Source organism: Microbacterium sp. SMR1 (genome assembly GCF_003289625.1).
Taxonomy (GTDB): Bacteria; Actinomycetota; Actinomycetes; order Actinomycetales; family Microbacteriaceae; genus Microbacterium; species Microbacterium plantarum.
Window position 1 is genome coordinate 42,860 of the sequence record NZ_QMBN01000004.1, and the last position, 15,623, is coordinate 58,482.

At 69.8% G+C, this 15,623-nt stretch carries 15 protein-coding genes and 1 pseudogene; 11 read left to right on the forward strand and 5 right to left on the reverse strand.

The window, feature by feature from the left end:
• Nucleotides 1-3: 3 nt before the first annotated feature.
• Both DO944_RS13170 and DO944_RS13175 read left to right on the forward strand, forming a co-directional pair.
• The gene (locus tag DO944_RS13170) at nt 4-1,086 is read left to right on the forward strand and encodes a MupG family TIM beta-alpha barrel fold protein (RefSeq protein WP_112617639.1); all 1,083 of its coding nucleotides are present in this window, start codon (nt 4-6) and stop codon (nt 1,084-1,086) included.
• A 113-nt stretch (nt 1,087-1,199) separates the two neighbouring features.
• Nucleotides 1,200-1,955 (forward strand): phosphotransferase, encoded by a 756-nt coding sequence (locus DO944_RS13175; RefSeq protein ID WP_240309757.1) that lies wholly within the window; start codon nt 1,200-1,202, stop codon nt 1,953-1,955.
• Nucleotides 1,956-2,058: 103 nt separating this feature from the next.
• Here the strand turns inward: DO944_RS13175 and DO944_RS13180 are convergent, their stop codons facing one another.
• Genes DO944_RS13180 through DO944_RS13190 form a run of 3 tightly spaced genes read right to left on the reverse strand, consistent with a single transcriptional unit; the run spans nt 2,059 to nt 5,247 of the window.
• Nucleotides 2,059-3,363, reverse strand: coding sequence for an ABC transporter substrate-binding protein (locus tag DO944_RS13180; RefSeq protein ID WP_112617641.1), 1,305 nt, complete (start codon nt 3,361-3,363; stop codon nt 2,059-2,061).
• A 41-nt stretch (nt 3,364-3,404) separates the two neighbouring features.
• Complete coding sequence (locus DO944_RS13185; RefSeq protein ID WP_112617642.1) at nt 3,405-4,310, reverse strand: carbohydrate ABC transporter permease; 906 nt, start codon at nt 4,308-4,310, stop codon at nt 3,405-3,407.
• A complete protein-coding gene (locus DO944_RS13190; protein WP_112617643.1) occupies nt 4,300-5,247 on the reverse strand; it encodes a carbohydrate ABC transporter permease in 948 nt (315 codons plus the stop codon). The genes DO944_RS13185 and DO944_RS13190 overlap by 11 nt, the downstream gene beginning before the upstream one ends.
• Nucleotides 5,248-5,399: 152 nt before the next feature.
• On the opposite strand from DO944_RS13190, the pseudogene DO944_RS16045 reads away from it, so the two are divergent.
• From DO944_RS16045 to DO944_RS13200, 3 genes and pseudogenes are all read left to right on the forward strand, one after another.
• Nucleotides 5,400-5,540 (forward strand): annotated as a pseudogene (locus DO944_RS16045) (LacI family DNA-binding transcriptional regulator); the annotation flags it as partial.
• Between the two features lie 27 nt (nt 5,541-5,567).
• Complete coding sequence (locus DO944_RS13195) at nt 5,568-6,398, forward strand: substrate-binding domain-containing protein (RefSeq protein ID WP_258524740.1); 831 nt, start codon at nt 5,568-5,570, stop codon at nt 6,396-6,398.
• A gap of 101 nt (nt 6,399-6,499) precedes the next feature.
• On the forward strand, nt 6,500-6,901 hold the full coding sequence (locus DO944_RS13200; RefSeq protein WP_112617645.1) for a VOC family protein: 402 nt from the start codon (nt 6,500-6,502) through the stop codon (nt 6,899-6,901).
• Nucleotides 6,902-6,984: 83 nt separating this feature from the next.
• Here DO944_RS13200 and DO944_RS13205 read toward each other — a convergent pair whose 3' ends face one another.
• Together DO944_RS13205 and DO944_RS13210 are read right to left on the reverse strand one after the other, a co-directional pair.
• Nucleotides 6,985-8,139: a DUF4232 domain-containing protein gene (locus tag DO944_RS13205; protein WP_112617646.1), complete on the reverse strand. Its 1,155-nt coding sequence runs from the start codon at nt 8,137-8,139 to the stop codon at nt 6,985-6,987.
• Entirely contained in the window at nt 8,136-9,650 is a 1,515-nt protein-coding gene (locus DO944_RS13210) for a sodium:alanine symporter family protein (protein ID WP_258524741.1), read from the reverse strand. The genes DO944_RS13205 and DO944_RS13210 overlap by 4 nt, the downstream gene beginning before the upstream one ends.
• 271 nt (nt 9,651-9,921) lie before the next feature.
• On the opposite strand from DO944_RS13210, the gene mbhE reads away from it, so the two are divergent.
• From mbhE to DO944_RS13240, 6 genes are read left to right on the forward strand one after another with little or no spacing between them, the layout of a single operon-like run.
• Complete coding sequence (gene mbhE / locus DO944_RS13215) at nt 9,922-12,699, forward strand: hydrogen gas-evolving membrane-bound hydrogenase subunit E (RefSeq protein ID WP_112617648.1); 2,778 nt, start codon at nt 9,922-9,924, stop codon at nt 12,697-12,699.
• Nucleotides 12,696-13,079, forward strand: coding sequence for a sodium:proton antiporter (locus DO944_RS13220; protein ID WP_112617649.1), 384 nt, complete (start codon nt 12,696-12,698; stop codon nt 13,077-13,079). Before mbhE ends, DO944_RS13220 begins: the two co-directional genes overlap by 4 nt.
• The gene (locus DO944_RS13225) at nt 13,076-14,605 is read left to right on the forward strand and encodes a monovalent cation/H+ antiporter subunit D family protein (protein ID WP_112617650.1); all 1,530 of its coding nucleotides are present in this window, start codon (nt 13,076-13,078) and stop codon (nt 14,603-14,605) included. Before DO944_RS13220 ends, DO944_RS13225 begins: the two co-directional genes overlap by 4 nt.
• On the forward strand, nt 14,602-14,964 hold the full coding sequence (locus tag DO944_RS13230; RefSeq protein ID WP_023953774.1) for a Na+/H+ antiporter subunit E: 363 nt from the start codon (nt 14,602-14,604) through the stop codon (nt 14,962-14,964). The genes DO944_RS13225 and DO944_RS13230 overlap by 4 nt, the downstream gene beginning before the upstream one ends.
• A complete protein-coding gene (locus DO944_RS13235; protein ID WP_023953776.1) occupies nt 14,961-15,218 on the forward strand; it encodes a monovalent cation/H+ antiporter complex subunit F in 258 nt (85 codons plus the stop codon). The genes DO944_RS13230 and DO944_RS13235 overlap by 4 nt, the downstream gene beginning before the upstream one ends.
• Complete coding sequence (locus tag DO944_RS13240) at nt 15,215-15,544, forward strand: monovalent cation/H(+) antiporter subunit G (protein WP_112617651.1); 330 nt, start codon at nt 15,215-15,217, stop codon at nt 15,542-15,544. Before DO944_RS13235 ends, DO944_RS13240 begins: the two co-directional genes overlap by 4 nt.
• Nucleotides 15,545-15,623 lie beyond the last annotated feature (79 nt).

The window sequence follows — 15,623 nt, forward strand, 5'->3', positions numbered from 1 at the left end:
CCGATGCTGTTCTCGATCTACCCCACGGATGCCGCCGAGACGCGGCGGACCGTCATCGATCAGGTGCTCGCGACGGCGCCGTCGTCCTCGCCGGCGCCCGGCGCGTCCGGCGACTCCGGCGATGAGCGGATGCTGTTCACCTCGCTGCACATGGTCGACACCGGCGAGCTCGCCGCGTTCGGCGAGGTGCTGCGCGCGGCGCACGACGATGACGGCGTGACCTTCTGCGCCGACGTCTCGCCCGTCGCGCTCGAGCACGTCGTGGCCGGCGACGAGGGGTGGGGCTGGTTCGCGCGCCGCGGCATCACGATGCTGCGACTCGACTACGGCTTCGACGCCGATGAGATCGGCCGGGTCGCCGAGGCATCGGGATGCCGCATCGCCGTCAACGCCAGCACGGTCGACGCGGCGTTCCTCGACGAGCTGGCGGGGCTGCCCGTCGTGGGCTGGCACAACTTCTACCCGCGCCCCGAGACCGGACTGACGGCGTCGTTCCTCGTGGCGCAGTCGCGGCTGTTGCTCGACCGGGGGATGACGGTGCTCGCGTTCATCCCCGGCGAGCGCGAGCTGCGCGCGCCGCTGCATCTCGGCCTGCCGACGCTCGAGGAGCAGCGGCACCGCAACGCCTGGCGCTCGTACCTCCAGCTGCGACGGCTCGTTCCCGAGGCGGTCGTCGTCTGCGCCGAGGGCGCGGTGGCCGATGACCACGCCGCCTGGATCGCGGAGTTCGAGGCGACCGGCACGGTCACGCTGCCGGTCGTGGGACTGGATGCCGCGGCATCCGTGCTGCTGGAGCGGCCCTGGCGGCTGCGGGTCGAGGAGGCGGCGGCATCCTTCCGGCTGGACGAGACGCGCGGCGGCATCCGCCCCTCCCGCATCCGCAACGCCGATGCGCGTGAGCGCGGCAGCCTGCAGGTCGACCTCGACGCCTACGGGCGGTATCGGGGCGAGGTGCACCTCATGCGGGCCGATCGCCCGCTCGATGCAGGCCAGGCGCGCATCGGCGAGGTCGCCGCGTCGTACCGCGGCATCGTCGACGACCTCCGCCCCGGGCAGACCGTCCGCCTGATCCCGCTGCCTGCCTGACCCTGCCTCGACCCGTCGACTCGCCACAAATTGCGGGTCTGGGGGCGCCAGCATCCGCAGTTCCTGGCGACTCGACGGGCGACTCGACGGGTGTCGGGCTTACGCTCGGGGGCGTGTGGGATGGGGAGGAAGAGCCGCTCGAAGGCGGCAACGCGAGCGGCGGTGTGGTGCGCGTCGGCGACACCGTACGCAAAGCCTGGACGACGTCGACCCCGAGCGTCGTCGCGTTCGTCGAGGCGCTGCGAGAGCAGGGTGTCGACGCGCCCGAGCCGCTGGGGCGCGACGGGGCCGGTCGGCAGGTGACCGAATTCGTCGACGGGGTGCTTGCCATCGACGCCGGCCCGCTGGACCTCGGTCAGCTGCATCGCGTGGGTGCGCTCGTGCGCCGCATCCACGACGCCGCGGCGGGGTTCGTCGCTCCGGCCGACGCGATCTGGGAGACGGCGATCGCGGCCCCGGGCGACGAGCTCGTCTGTCACAACGACCTCGCGCCGTGGAACCTCGTGATGGGGGAGCGGTGGGTCTTCATCGACTGGGATGCCGCGGCCCCCAGTACGCGACTGTGGGACCTCGCCTACGCGGCGCAGTCCTTCGCCCTCGGCGACCCTGCGGAGGATCTGGCGACGGCAGCCCAGCGGCTCCGCTCGTTCATCGACGGCTACGGCGCGTCGGCCGAGCTGCGCGCCCAGTTGCCGGACGCGATGAGCGAGCGTGTCGCGGCGATGCACACCCTGCTCGAGGGCTCGCACCGGTCGGGCCGTGAACCGTGGGCGACCATGTACGTCGAGGGGCACGGCGCGCACTGGGCCACCGTCCGCGACTTCGTCGCCCGCCACAGCCTGACCTGGACCCGCGCCCTGACCGCCTGACTCGGCCCCGAGCCCCCGGCCCGTCGACTCGCTGGAAACTGCGGGTCTGGGGTCGCCCGCATCCGCAGTTCCTGGCGACCCGACCGAGACGAGCCCGGCGGGTTCAGTTCGCGGCGTCGATCGAGGCCCGGACGTCGGCGACGAATCCGCTCGCCGCCGTCTCCGGTGTGGTCCGCTCGAACATCACCTCCTGCAGGTAGCGCATGAAGATCGCGTCGACATCGGACGTGCCCAGCGGCGGCGGGGCCGGCGCGGCGCCGAGCACGGGCATCCGCGACTCCGAGTAGGCCACGGCCTTCGTCTCTTCCGGGGTGAGGCCCGGCTTGATCAGATCGAGGTTCCTCGTGCTCGCCGGGAGGCCGCGCTCGCTGCCGATGATCTTCGTCGCCTCGGGGTCGTTGAGCAGGAAGTCCACGAGCGCGGCGGCCTCGGCGGGATGCCGCGACTGCGACGAGATCGACCAGTACATCCCCGGCTTGAAGTAGTCGAACCCCGGGTCACCGTCGTCCTGATTCGGCATGGGGACGAGCTCGACGTTCGCGCCGGATGCCTGGGTATACGCCGAGATCAGCGTCGCCGGAGCGAAGAACGACGCAGCCTTCCCGACCGAGAACGGCAGCTGGTCGAGCGGAAGGGAGCTGGTCTCCGACCACACCGATGCCGGAGCCGATGCCCCGCTGCGCGTCAGATCGAGGCTCGTCCGGAAGAAGTCCGCGACGGTCTCGGGCGAGACCGCGACCTCGTCACCGTCGTACAGCCGCTCACCGACCTGACGAGCGAACAGCTGCAGCTGCCAGCTGCCGGAGAGGATGCTCGTGCCGTAGACGCCGGCCGGTGCGGCATCCGTGACGGTCTGGGCCCAGCCGTCGAACTCGTCCCACGTCCACGACTGCGTGTCGTCGGGAAGGCCCACGCCGATGCTGTCGAGCAGATCGGTGTTGACCAGCAGAGCGGTGCTCGAGGTCGAGATCGGAATCGCGTACAGGGTCTCGTCGTAGCGTCCCATCTGCAGGACCGAATCGTCGAGGCCGTCGGTGTCGATGCGCAGAGCGTCCAGGTCGCTGAGCGCTCCCCGCGCGGCGTAGGACGAGAGGTAGAGCTCGTCCATCTGGATGACGTCCGCAGCGTTCTTGCCCGCCGTGGCGGTTGCGAGCTTCTCCCAGTAGCCGTTCCAGTCGGAGAACTCCGGGACGACGGTGATGTTCGGGTACTTCGCCTCGAAGAGATCGATGACCTGCTGCGTGCGTTCGTGGCGGCTGTCGCCGCCCCACCACGCCATGCGCAGCGTGACCGGGCCGTCGCTGAGTTCGGTCGAGGCGGCGCGGTTGCCGATCCCACAGCCGCTGAGGGCCAGCAGGACCGCGGCGCCGGCGGCGATGCCGGCGATCAGACGCTTCGGTACGTGCATGATGACACTCCTGTTTCAGGTGATTCTGGGGGAGGCGCGGGTCACTTGAGCCCGCTGGTGGCGATGCCCCGGATGAGGAAGCGCTGACCGAATGCGAACACGAGGATCAGCGGGATGATCGAGACGACGCTCATCGCGAACATCGCGCCGAACGACGACGACGATTGCGCGTCGATGAACGACCGCAGGGCGATCGGCACGGTGTAGTTGTCGGGGCTCGTGAGGAAGATCAGCTGCGAGAAGAAGTCGTTCCACACCCAGATGAAGGTGAAGATCGTCGTCGTCGCGAGTGCCGGGACCATGAGCGGCAGGATGATCTGGAAGAAGATGCGGGCGTGCCCGGCGCCGTCGATCCGCGCCGCTTCATCCAGCTCGCGCGGCAGCCCGCGGATGAACTGCACCATGAGGAAGATGAAGAACGCGTCGGTCGCGAGGAACTTCGGCACGATCAGCGGCCAGAACGAGTCCGTGAGGCCGACCTGCGCCCACAGGATGTACTGGGGCACGATCACGACGTGGATCGGGAGCATCAACGTCGCCAGCATGTAGACGAAGGCGGTCCGCTGGAAACGGAACCGCAGTCGTGCGAAGGCGTACGCGGCGAGCGAGCAGCTGAACAGGTTTCCGATGATCGAACCCACGACAACCAGAAGCGAATTGGCGATGTACTGCCCGAATGGAGCGCCGAGAGCGTTCCACCCGTAGGCGTAGTTCTCCCAGACGATGTCGGTCGGAATGGGTGAGGGGTTGCCGAAGATGCTGCCGTCGGGCCGCAGTGAGCTCACCACCATCCAGAGGACGGGGTAGAGCGAGATCACGACCACCGCGAGCATGAGCGTATGACGCAGGATGCTGCGCAGTCGCGCGCGCGAGGCGCCGCCCGGGTGAGCAGCTCGCTCGCCCCGCGTGCGGGCCGGTCGGCCGGTGATGAGGGTTTCAGTCGTCATAGTGCACCCAGTACTTCGAGAGCCAGAAGTTGATCGCCGTGACGGCGCCGATGATGAGCAGCAGGAGCCAGGCGAGGGCCGAGGCGTAGCCCATGCGGAAGGCCCCGAATCCCTCCTGGTAGAGGTAGAGCGTGTAGAACAGCAGCAAGTCGGCGGGTCCGCCCGAGCCGCCCGAGACGACGAAGGCCTGCGTGAACGCCGAGAAGGAGTTGATGACGGCGAGCACGAGGTTGAAGAAGATGATCGGCGTCAGCAGCGGGAGTGTGATCGCCCGGAACCGCGACCACGCGTGTGCGCCGTCGACGGCAGCGGCTTCGTACAGCTCGCCCGGGATCTGCCGAAGGCCCGCGAGGAAGATCACCATGGGCGAGCCGAACGTCCATACGTGCAACAGGATGATCGTGCTCAGCGAGGTGTCGGGGCTGCCGATCCAACTGGTGTGCGATTCGATTCCGACGAAGCCGAGCAGGGAGTTGAAGAGTCCGTCTGCGCCGAAGATCAGCCGCCAGAGCATGGCGATCGCGACAGACGTGCCCAGCAGGCTCGGGAGGTAGAACGCGGAGCGGTAGAACGGCAGCGCCCGCATCCCCTTGTCGAGCACCACCGCGAGCAGGAGCGCGACCGCCAGTTGCAGCGGCACGCCCACGATGACGTAGGTGAAGGTGACGGCGAGGGAGGTATGCAGCCGCGTGTCGGTCAGCATCCGCTCGTAGTTGGTCAGCCCGACCCAGCCGGGGTCTTGAAGCAGGTTGTAGTCGGTGAACGACAGATAGAGCGACATGATGATCGGCCCGAGTGTCAGCGCCACCGCGCCGATGGCGAACGGCGCGAGGAACAGCACCGCCGCTCTGTTGTCGGGCAGCCGGATCCGCCGCCCCACTCTCGGGCCGGCTTCGCCGGCGGTTCGGGTCACGCGTCGCAATTCGGCGATGCTCATCGGCCACGCATCCTCTCTGATGGCGGTGTGCAGGACCGCCGCCGCGCGGGCCGCGCGCTGTTCGTCCTGCCATACGAACTAATACGTAGTAGTTGTCGGTAGTAGGATGATGCCGACGAACGTCGATAGAGTCCATGCCAAGAAAGGCAGTCATGGGGAAACGGCCCACGAGCCGCGACGTCGCCGCCCGCGCGGGGGTCTCGCAATCGACGGTCTCGCAAGTGTTCACGGGGCGCGCGGGTATCTCCGCGGCCACCCGGGAACGGGTCTTGGAGGCCGCGCGCGAGATCGATTACCGGCCGAACCTAGCCGCCCGCTCGATGCGCACGACGCGAACGGGCCGTCTCGCCGCAGTGCTGCCGATCACCGCGTTCCACTCGGCTCCGCTGATCGCCGGCACGATCGAACGGGCCCGTGCCGCCGGGTACGAGGTCGAGGTTCAGAGCATTCCCAACGCGCCGGACCAGCGTCGACCGCGACTGCTCGAGATGATCGATTCCCGTCAGTTCGAGGGCATCCTCTGTTACGCCCCCGTCCCCGGTGACGACCTCGCGCGGGTCGACCCGAACGTGCCGGTGCTGACGCTCGAGGAGTTCGACGACGACATGCGCGTCTCGGGCGAGATGCTCGACGTCCACCCACTCGAGAGCATGGTAGAGCGGCTCGCCGAGCTCGGGCACCGGAGGTTCCTGCACATCACCGGCGCGCGCAGCTACCCATCGGCGGATGCACGACGCCGTGCCTATGAAGCGACGGTCGCTCGCTTGGGCGTGCAGTCCGTCGGCGTCGTCGAGGGCGATTGGAGCGCGCAGTCGGGCCTCGACGCCATCCGTTCGCTCGATGGCGACTCACTGCCGCTCGCCGTCATCGCGGCGAACGACTTCATCGCGACGGGCGTCGTCCGGGGCGCGCTCGAGCGAGGCTGGACCGTGCCGGGGGATGTCAGCGTGACCGGGTGGGACGATTCGCCGACGAGTGCGTTCCAGGTGCCGTCGCTCACGAGCGTGTCGATGGACTACGTCGAGCTCGGCCGCCGCACCGCCGACCGGCTCATCGCCCTCATGCGGGGCGAGCAGGCGCCGTCTCCCACCGAGCCGCTGCAGCACGTGGTCTGGCGGGAGTCGACCGCCGCTCCCGCCTCCGCCTCCTGACGTCGAGTCGCCACGATCTGCGGGTCCCAGATGCCCGGCATCCACGATCCTCGGCGAGTCGACGGTGGTGTGGCACGGGGAGAGGGGCGTAGCGTTCGGGCATGCCCGCACCGGTGCCCTACCTCCACTTCCCCGGCGATGCCGCCGACGCGCTCCGCTTCTACCGGTCGGTGTTCGGCGGTGAGCTCCAGCTGCACACCTTCGCCGACTTCGGCCGCGAGGACGGCCCGCCCGACCTCATCGCACACGGCGAACTGCGCGGCCCGGTCGACCTCTTCGGCGCCGATGATCCGGGGGATGCCGCCCGGCCGTCGATGACCGGGATCATGCTGGCCCTCCTCGGGGCCGGCGACGCGGAGACCTCGCATCGCTGGTTCGACGCCCTCGCCGCCGGAGGAACGGTCGTCGACCCCCTGCAACGCCGGGCGTGGGGAGACTCCGACGGCCAGGTCACCGACCGTTACGGCCTCACCTGGCTGATCGGCTTCTCTGCCGCATCCTGACCCCCGCCGCAGTCCGTCGAGTCGCCAGGATGTGCGGATCCGGCGCCCCGCGCATCCGCCAATCCTGGCGAGTCGACCGCCGGCTACTCCTGGCCGGTCGGGGTGGTATCCAGCTTCCAGGCGGTGACGGCCACGGTGGAGCCCTCGACGATGTCGAGGTCGATCGGCCACGAGCCGCGCGTCATGCCCGGGCTTGCAGCGGCGTAGACCCGCTTCGTGACGAGCGCTCCGTGGGTCGAGGCGGCGTCCCAGCCGAGGAACGCCACGGCGTACCCGCCCGCCGGCACCTCGATACGTTCCGGCCCCGGATCCTGCGCCATGAAGGAACTGCCGGGGGTGAGCTCGACCGTCAGCAGATGCTCGTTCTGATCGCCGAACGCGACGTCGGGGTATCCCTCGATCACGCACGATTCCTCTGAGAAGTTCATCAGCCGGATGGGCATCCCGCGGTGACCGGTGGCGGCATCCGGTTCGCCCTTCAGGACCATGGCCCGGTCTTCCGTGCACCATCGCGGATCGGTCGGCGCGGAGGTCCCGGATGTCTCGGAAACCGGCACCCCGGGCGCGGCGGGATCGGGCATCGCCCCGAACGTCACGGCGGCCTCCGCCTCTTGCTGAGCGGCGACGTCGTCGTTGATGGCGGCGGTTCGTGCAGCATCGCTTCCCGCGCCGAGGCCGGCCGCCGCAATGGTGGCGACCGCGGCGGCGGAACCGATCCACAGCAGGGGCCGCGATCGCGGTGTCACGACGTCTGCCGGCATGCGAGCGTCCCATGTGCGGACGCCCCGCGTGCGGGCGACGAGGCCGGGCAGCCACCCGATCGCGAGCCCCCACAGGGCGCCGGATGCCGCGGCCGCGCCGAACTCGCCCACGACGAGCCCCCGCGGGCCGAACATCGCGAGCGAGCTCCACGCGGCACCGAGGTCGAGCGCGAGTCCGACCAGCGCCCCTGCCGCGACCGCCGCGAACCACGCCGCGAGGAGCAGGCTGCTGCGCGTGTGCACGAGGGCCGTGACCCAGAGGAACACGAGCCCGACGGCGACCGCGCCGATGGCGACGCTCAGGACCAGCCACGGACCGCTGTCGCCCCACATCAGGCCCGCGGGCACGACGGGGGGCACGAGGTTCGCGAGTTGCGCGGCTCCGCTCGGGATTCGCGAGAAGCCCCAGCGGGTCAGCGCGACGGCCGCCCAGAGCGCCGCGGTGAGCCCGCCGGCGGCGACGAGTCGCCGGGTCATCGGCGGTCGTGCAGGTGGTCGCGGTGCTTGGCGGCCTGGCGTGCACGCACGGGCAGGTCGATCGGGCCGGTGACGGTGAGCTCGTCTTCCCAGCACTCGATGCCGCGGACACCGGGCAGTCGCTCGCGCGTGAACACGGGGTCGAGCCCGGCGCGCCGCTGCTCGGTGTAGTCCTTGAGCAGGCGGAAAGCGATGCCCGACAGCAACGCGATCGCGATGAGGTTCGTCAGCGCCATCAGCCCCATCACGCCGTCGGCGAAGTTCCACACGAGGTCGGCTCCGACGACCGATCCGCCGAGGACGGCGGCGACGACGAGCACGCGGTACCCCGTCAGCACGGCGCGGTTGGTCGAGATGAACTCGATGTTCGACTCGCCGTAGTAGTAGTTCCCGAGGATCGACGAGAACGCGAGCATGAAGATGATGATGCTCAGGGCGATGTTCGACCACTCACCGAGGGTGTCGACGAGGGCTCCCTGGGTCAGGTCGATTCCCCGTGTAGCTCCGGCCAGATCGGGGACGGAGACCAGGATGATGAACGCGGTCACCGAGCACACGAGGAATGTGTCGAAGTAGACGCCGAGGGTCTGCACGAGGCCCTGCTTCACCGGATGAGTCACAGCGGCGCTCGCGCCGGCGTTCGGAGCCGAGCCGAGCCCCGCCTCGTTCGAGAACATGCCGCGCTTGACGCCGGTGAGGACGATGTATCCGAACGCGGCCCCGACGACCTCGTTGAAGCCCCAGGCCGACGTGAAGATCTCGGCGAACACCGGCCCGATCCGATCGAGGTGCAGCGCGACGACGATCACGCCGAGCACGAGATAGGCGAGCGCCATGATCGGCACGAGCACCTGCGTCACCGAGGCGATGCGGCGCACCCCGCCGAACACGACGAGCCCGGTGAGGAGGGCGACTCCCGCCCCGATGACCCACGGTAGCCAGGGCAGGTCGCCGCCGACGCTCGAGCTGATGGTGGCCGAGATCGTGTTGGCCTGCAGCGAGCTGAACGCGAAGGGGAAGCAGACGATCAGGATGACGGCGAAGAGGATGCCGAGCCAACGCGCACCCAGCCCGCGCTGCATGTAGTACGCCGGGCCACCGCGGAAACTGCCGCGGTCGCGCGTCTTGAACAGCTGCGCCAGCGACGACTCGATGAAGCTCGACGCTCCGCCGACGAACGCCATGACCCACATCCAGAACACCGCGCCCGGGCCGCCCACCGCGATGGCGGTGCCGACGCCGGCGATGTTCCCCACTCCCACGCGGGAGGCCGCGGAGATCGTGAAGGCCTGGAAGGCGGAGACCGACTGCGGCTTGCCGTCCGCGGTCTGCGGCGTCTTGTCGGTCAGCGTGCGGAACATCTCGGGGATCAGGCGGAACTGCACGACGCCCGACCGAACGGTGAAGTAGAGCCCGAGGAGGACCACGACCGGGAGGACGATCCAGGTCCAGAGGTGGTCGCCCCACGTGAGCAGCCAGTCGTTCACGGCATCCATGCCCGTCGAATCCATGCTCGCCAGTATGACGACTCGACGACCCCCGTGTGAGGCGGACGCGTCTGATCAGCTCGGAATGGCCGGTGAGAAATGACTCATGACCGCGTTGTCAAGCATCCGCGCGCACCTGATTTCCCCAGGTGACCCCCGGTACGCTGTCAGCTGGTGAGCCGGGAAGTCTGGTCGGCACGTAGTCGTCGATCGAACCCGGAGAATCCGTGCTCACCGTCCTGCCTGCCCTCTGTTGCCGCGCGCCCGCGAACGCTCTGACCGGGCGGCGGCGCGCATGACCCTCCTCGTCGCGGTCGCCGCAGCCTGGTTGCTCGTGGCGCTCGCCCCCGCGTTCGTGCGGCTGACCGGACGGCACGCGGGGTGGCCTCTGGCCGCCGGCGTGCTCGCGGTGCTCGGGCTCGTCATCTCGGCGTGGAACCCACGGCAGGTCGTCCGCGAATCACTGCCGTGGATCCCGGCACTCGATGTCGCGCTGCGCCTGCGGCTGAACGGGCTCGCGCTGCTGTTCGCCGTGGTGGTGCTCGCGATCGGCGCGGTGGTGCTCATCTACTCGTCCTCGTACCTGCGTCAGCCTCGCTCGCAGGGCTTCTACGGCCTGATGACGGCGTTCGCGGCGGCGATGCTCACCCTCGTCCTCGCCGACGACCTCGTCGTGCTCTTCGTGGCGTGGGAGCTGACGACCCTGTGCTCGTACCTGCTGATCCTCCGATCGGGCCCCGCGGCGAAAGAGCCCGCGACGCGCACGCTGCTCGTCACCGCCGCCGGTGGTCTCGCCCTGCTCGCCGCCGTCGTGACCCTGATCGCGCGCACCGGCACGACCGAGCTCACCGCCGCCCTCGCCCACCCGCTGTGGCGCGAGGACCCGGGATTAGCGACCGTCGTCGCGGTGCTCGTCGCCCTCGCGGCCATGACGAAATCGGCGCAGTTCCCATTCCACGCCTGGCTTCCGGATGCCATGGTGGCGCCCGCCCCGGTGAGCGCTTATCTGCACGCGGCGGCGATGGTGAAGGCCGGGATCTTCCTGCTCATGCTCTTCGCGCCGGCCGCGTCGGAGGCGGCGATCTGGTCGCCGCTCCTCGTGGGCGTCGGGCTCTGGACAGCTCTCATGGGGGCGTTCTTCGCGGTTCGCCGCGCCGATATGAAGGAGCTGCTGGCGTACTCGACAGTCAGTCAGCTCGGCCTCCTGGTCGCGGTGATCGGCGCCGGCACGCCGACGGCGATGCTCGCGGCGAGCGCGCATGTGGTCGCTCATGCGCTGTTCAAGTCCGCCGGCTTCATGGGCGTCGGGCTGGTCGAGAAGCGCACCGGGACCCGGATCCTGACTGAGCTCCGCGGATCATGGCGGATGCTGCGCTGGGATGCCGCGATGCTGATCCTCGCGGCGGTCAGCATGGCCGGCATCCCTCCGATGCTCGGTTTCATCAGCAAGGAGCTGCTTCTCGACTCGTTCCTCGCGGCGGCTTCGCCTGCGCTGTCATGGACGCTCGCGATCGTGGCCACCGCTGGAGCCGTGCTGACGGTGGCGTACAGCCTGCGCCTGGTGCTTCCCCTGCTGCCCGGTCGCCTCGGTGCCGCTCGGCCCGGTGAGCACGGGCCGCAGGCACGCGCCTGGCGCGACACGCGAGCGATGTCGGTCGCGGTATCCGTCCCGGCGATCCTGGGGTTGGCTCTCGGTGCGGGCGCACCGCTGCTCGACCCCCTCGTGCGACCCGCGGCAGCGGGGGCGGCGGGTGCCGACGCGGCATCCGTCTCGGGCATCTACCTCTGGCACGGTGTGAACGCGGCTCTGCTGCTGTCGGTGACGGCGATCGTGCTCGGAACGCTGGTCGGCCTCCGGCTGCGCGGTACGCCCGTGCCGCCGACACCGCAGCGGTGGTCAGGCGTCCTCGCCGTCCAGTATGCGCAGCGGGGCATCATCGCGCTCGGCCGTCGTGTCGGCGACCTGACGCGCTCCGACGCCCCCGCCGCGAACCTCGTGGTGCCGATCGTGCTGATCGGTGCCGCCGCCGCAGCGCTTCCCGCGATGTGGCGCGGCTGGCCGCGCTACGACGAGCCGTTCCTCGTGCTCGATCTGCTCCTGCTCCTCCTCGTCGCGGCCGGGGTGATCGCGGTCTCGGTCGCCACCCGCCGCCTGACCGCGATCATCAGCGTGGGTGTGGCCGGGTTCGCCGTCGTGCTGTGGTTCCTGGTTCTGGGGGCCTCGGATGTCGCGGTGACGCAGCTCCTCGTCGAGATCCTGACCGTCGTCGTGATGGTGCTCGTACTGCGCCGGATGCCGCGCCGCCTGCGCCCGTCGCGCCCGCGACGACGCGTGCTCGCGGTCATCGCCGCGCTCGCCGCCGGGGGGACCGCGACGCTCGCCGCGCTCGTGTTCACCGGACACCGCGAGATCTCGGATGTCGCCGCCTTCTTCCTCCGCGAGGCGAAGGAACTGACCGGCGGCACCAACATCGTGAACACGATCCTGGTCGACTTCCGAGCGCTCGACACGCTCGGCGAGCTCGTCGTCCTGGGGATCGCAGCGGTATCGATCACCGCGCTTCTCGAGGCACGTCGAGCCGTTGACCGCCCGGTGCGGGAGGGAACCTCCGCCGCGCTCTCCGACGCCCGCGCCAACGCGGTCTTCCTCACCACTGTGGGACGCATCGTCGCCCCGGTGATGGTGGTCGGGTCGGCCTACGCGCTGCTGCGCGGTCACAACGACCCGGGCGGCGGCTTCATCGCGGCGCTCATCGGAGCCGCGGCCATCGCGCTGATCTACCTCGCCGCCCCGAGCGACGAGATCCCACGGATCGAGCGTTCGTACCTGGCGATCGCCGGAGCGGGTGTCGTCATCGCGGTCGGCACCGGTCTGCTGGGGCTTCTCGACGGCTCGTTCCTCCGGCCGCTGCACTTCGACATCGGCAGCCTGCACCTCACCACGGCCCTCGTCTTCGACCTGGGCGTGTATCTCGCGGTCTTCGGGGTCATCCTCGCCGCCATCAATCGCCTCGGTCTGTCTCCCGCCGAAGCGGTCCGAACCGACCGTTCGTCAGAAAGGAGCGTCCGGTGATCCTCGCCCTCACCATCGGTGTGCTCGTCGCCGGAGCGGTCTACCTGCTGCTGCAGGAAGACCGGCTGCGCGTCATCCTCGGCTTCGTGCTGCTCTCGCACGCGGTCAATCTGCTGCTGTTCAGCGCCGGCGGCATCGACTCGCGCGAGGAGCCGCTCGGCGAGGCGCTGGATCCGGCGACCACGGCCGATCCGCTGCCGCAGGCGTTCGTCCTGACCGCGATCGTCATCGCCTTCGCGATCACCATCTACCTGCTCGTCCTCGCCGTGACGGGCAACCCGTCCGAAGACGCCGGGCTCGAGGATGCGGGCGTCGACGATGCAGGGCCCGACGATGCGAAGGCCGCGGCCCCGGCCCCGACCCGAGGAGGACGCCGATGAACGACGCTCTGCTTCCGCTCATCGTCGCGGTGCCGCTCCTCGCGAGCGGTGTCGCCGCGTTCGCGCGCCGTCGTCATCGATGGGCGATCGTCCTGCTCCTGATCGTGCTGACGGCGAACCTCATCGCGGCGGCTGCGCTCGTGTGGGCGACAGCCGACGGATCAGTCGTCGCCCACGGGATCGGCGGATGGCCCAACGGCATCGCCATCCCGTTCGTCGCCGACGCCTTCTCCGCCCTCATGCTCACGGTCGCTGGGCTGCTCACCCTCGTCTGCGTGGTCTTCGCGATCGTCGCGGACACCGGTCGCAACCGGCTCTTCCCCGCACTCGTCCTCGTGCTGACGGCGGGAGTGAACGGTGCGCTCCTGACGGCCGACCTGTTCAACCTCTTCGTCTTCATCGAGGTCATGCTGCTGCCCTCGTACGGGCTTCTGGTGCTCTCGCGTCGCGGTCGCGGCACCGACGAGTCGGTGACCGGCTCGAGGCTCTACGTCACCTTCAACCTGTTCGTCTCCACGGTCTTCCTGGCCGGGGTGGCGCTCGTCTACGGCGTGGCGGGCACGGTGAACCTCGCCGAGCTCGCCGGTGCCGCTCAGGAGTCGCCTCTGGTGGCGGCAGCGCTCGGGGTCTGCCTCTTCGCGCTCGCGATGAAGGCCGCCGTGGTGCCCGTGCACGGGTGGCTCGCCCGTGCGTACCCGTCGACGTCGCCGGCCATCACCGCGATGTTCTCGGGTCTGCACACGAAGGTCGCGATCTACGCCATCTACCGCATCTACGCCGTCGGCTTCGAGGGCGACCAGGCCTACCTCTGGATCGGCGTCGCCGTCTTCAGCGCGACGATGCTGATCGGTGTGCTCGGCGCGGTGGGGGAGGACCGGATGCGGTCGATCCTCGCCTTCCACATGGTCAGCCAGATCGGCTACATCCTGCTCGGCGTCGCGCTGTTCACGCCCCTGGGTCTGGCCGCTGGCATCTTCTACCTGCTTCATCACATGATCGTGAAGGCATCGCTGTTCCTGTCTGCGGGCGCCATCGAGACCCCATTCGGGACGGATCGCCTCGACGACCTGCGCGGTCGTGTCGGCCGGGAACCCATGCTGATGGTCGCCTTCGGCGTCGCGGCGCTGTCGCTCGCCGGCATCCCGCCGTTCTCGGGCTTCTTCGCGAAGCTCATGCTGCTCGTCGCGGCGGTCGAGGACGGACAGGTCGCGGCGGCGGTCATCGCGATCGTGGTGAGCCTGATCACCCTGCTGTCGATGCTGAAGATCTTCAACGCCGTCTTCGCCCGCACGGTCACCGGTGGTGAGCCGGCCGAGCCGGCCGAGCCGGTCAGGCCGGTCGGGCGCGGCGGGCTCGCGGTGGCGCAGCGCTCCACGACCCGCGCAGCGCTCGCCGCGCCGGCTGTCGTGCTGGCTGCGGCGACCCTCGCCCTCGGGCTCGGTGCGCAGGGGCTGTTCGCACTCGCGGAGGTCGCGGCCGCTGGCCTGCTCGATACGACCGCCTACGTCGGGGCGGTGCTGCCGTGATCCTCAGCATCCTCACTCTGCCTTTCCGGTTCGCGGCTTTCGTCTGCTGGTTCGCCGCGCAGCTCACGCTGACGTCCGTGAGAGTGCTCGGCGACATCCTCAGTCCGGGGCTGGCCGCGACCCCGCGCGTCGTGCGGCTCCCGCTGGGGTCGGCGGGTGACCTGCACGTCACCGCGATCAGTGTCCTCATCACGCTGACTCCCGGCACGCTGGCCCTTGGCGCGGCACGAGATGATGCCGGGGCGCGTTTCGTCATCGTGCATTCGCTGTACCACCGCGACACCGATTCGGCGCTGGCCGACTTCGCCGACATGGACCGCCGGATGACGCGCGCGGTCGCACTGGGGGGACCGAGATGAATCTGCTGGATCTCGCCGCGGCGGGATGCGCGATCGCGATGATCGCGTCCGTCGTGCACATCCTGCGCGGCCCGACCCCCGCCGACCGTGTCATCGCCGCCGACCTGCTCACCTTCAGCCTGGTCGGGCTCGTGGCGCTCGTCGGCGTACGTCTGGCGCGCGAGGGCACGTTCGACCTCGTGCTGGTCGCGACCCTCGTCGCCTTCCTCGCCGCGGTCTCGCTCGCCCGCGCGTTGACGGGAGGGCGTCGATGACGATCCTCGAGCTCATCGGTCAGATCATCGCCCTGCTGGGCGCGCTCATCTTCGTCGTCGCCGCGGTCGGCCTGCGGCGCTTCCCCGACCCCTACGCGCGCATCTCGGCCGTCGCCACCGCGGCCGGTCTGGGGGTCGCGTTCATCACGGTCGGCGCGGTGCTGCAGGTTCCGACCGTGGACAACGTCGTCAAAGTCGTGCTCGCCGTACTCCTTCAGCTGATCACCTCGGCGGTGGCGGCCATCGTCATCGCCCGCGCCGCGGTGAGCTCGGGGCATCGGTTCACCGACGGCACCGATACCGCGGCTCTCGACGAGGACGGATGACACGCTGGGCGGGGCGGCCCGGGGCGCGGGCGCCGTGGCATATGGTGAGGGAGTTCGGCCGCGAGGCCGAGCAGGTGCG

Excerpts from the sequence above, each read along its gene's own strand:
- DO944_RS13235 (WP_023953776.1), top strand. The coding sequence starts at position 14,961 with ATGAATCTGCTGGATCTCGCCGCGGCGGGATGCGCGATCGCGATGATC.
- DO944_RS13185 (WP_112617642.1), bottom strand. The coding sequence starts at position 4,310 with ATGACGACTGAAACCCTCATCACCGGCCGACCGGCCCGCACGCGGGGC.
- DO944_RS13200 (WP_112617645.1), top strand. The coding sequence starts at position 6,500 with ATGCCCGCACCGGTGCCCTACCTCCACTTCCCCGGCGATGCCGCCGAC.
- DO944_RS13210 (WP_258524741.1), bottom strand. The coding sequence starts at position 9,650 with ATGGATTCGACGGGCATGGATGCCGTGAACGACTGGCTGCTCACGTGG.
- DO944_RS13180 (WP_112617641.1), bottom strand. The coding sequence starts at position 3,363 with ATGCACGTACCGAAGCGTCTGATCGCCGGCATCGCCGCCGGCGCCGCG.
- DO944_RS13225 (WP_112617650.1), top strand. The coding sequence starts at position 13,076 with ATGAACGACGCTCTGCTTCCGCTCATCGTCGCGGTGCCGCTCCTCGCG.
- DO944_RS13240 (WP_112617651.1), top strand. The coding sequence starts at position 15,215 with ATGACGATCCTCGAGCTCATCGGTCAGATCATCGCCCTGCTGGGCGCG.
- DO944_RS13205 (WP_112617646.1), bottom strand. The coding sequence starts at position 8,139 with ATGACCCGGCGACTCGTCGCCGCCGGCGGGCTCACCGCGGCGCTCTGG.
- DO944_RS13195 (WP_258524740.1), top strand. The coding sequence starts at position 5,568 with ATGCGCACGACGCGAACGGGCCGTCTCGCCGCAGTGCTGCCGATCACC.
- mbhE (WP_112617648.1), top strand. The coding sequence starts at position 9,922 with ATGACCCTCCTCGTCGCGGTCGCCGCAGCCTGGTTGCTCGTGGCGCTC.
- DO944_RS13190 (WP_112617643.1), bottom strand. The coding sequence starts at position 5,247 with ATGAGCATCGCCGAATTGCGACGCGTGACCCGAACCGCCGGCGAAGCC.
- DO944_RS13170 (WP_112617639.1), top strand. The coding sequence starts at position 4 with ATGCTGTTCTCGATCTACCCCACGGATGCCGCCGAGACGCGGCGGACC.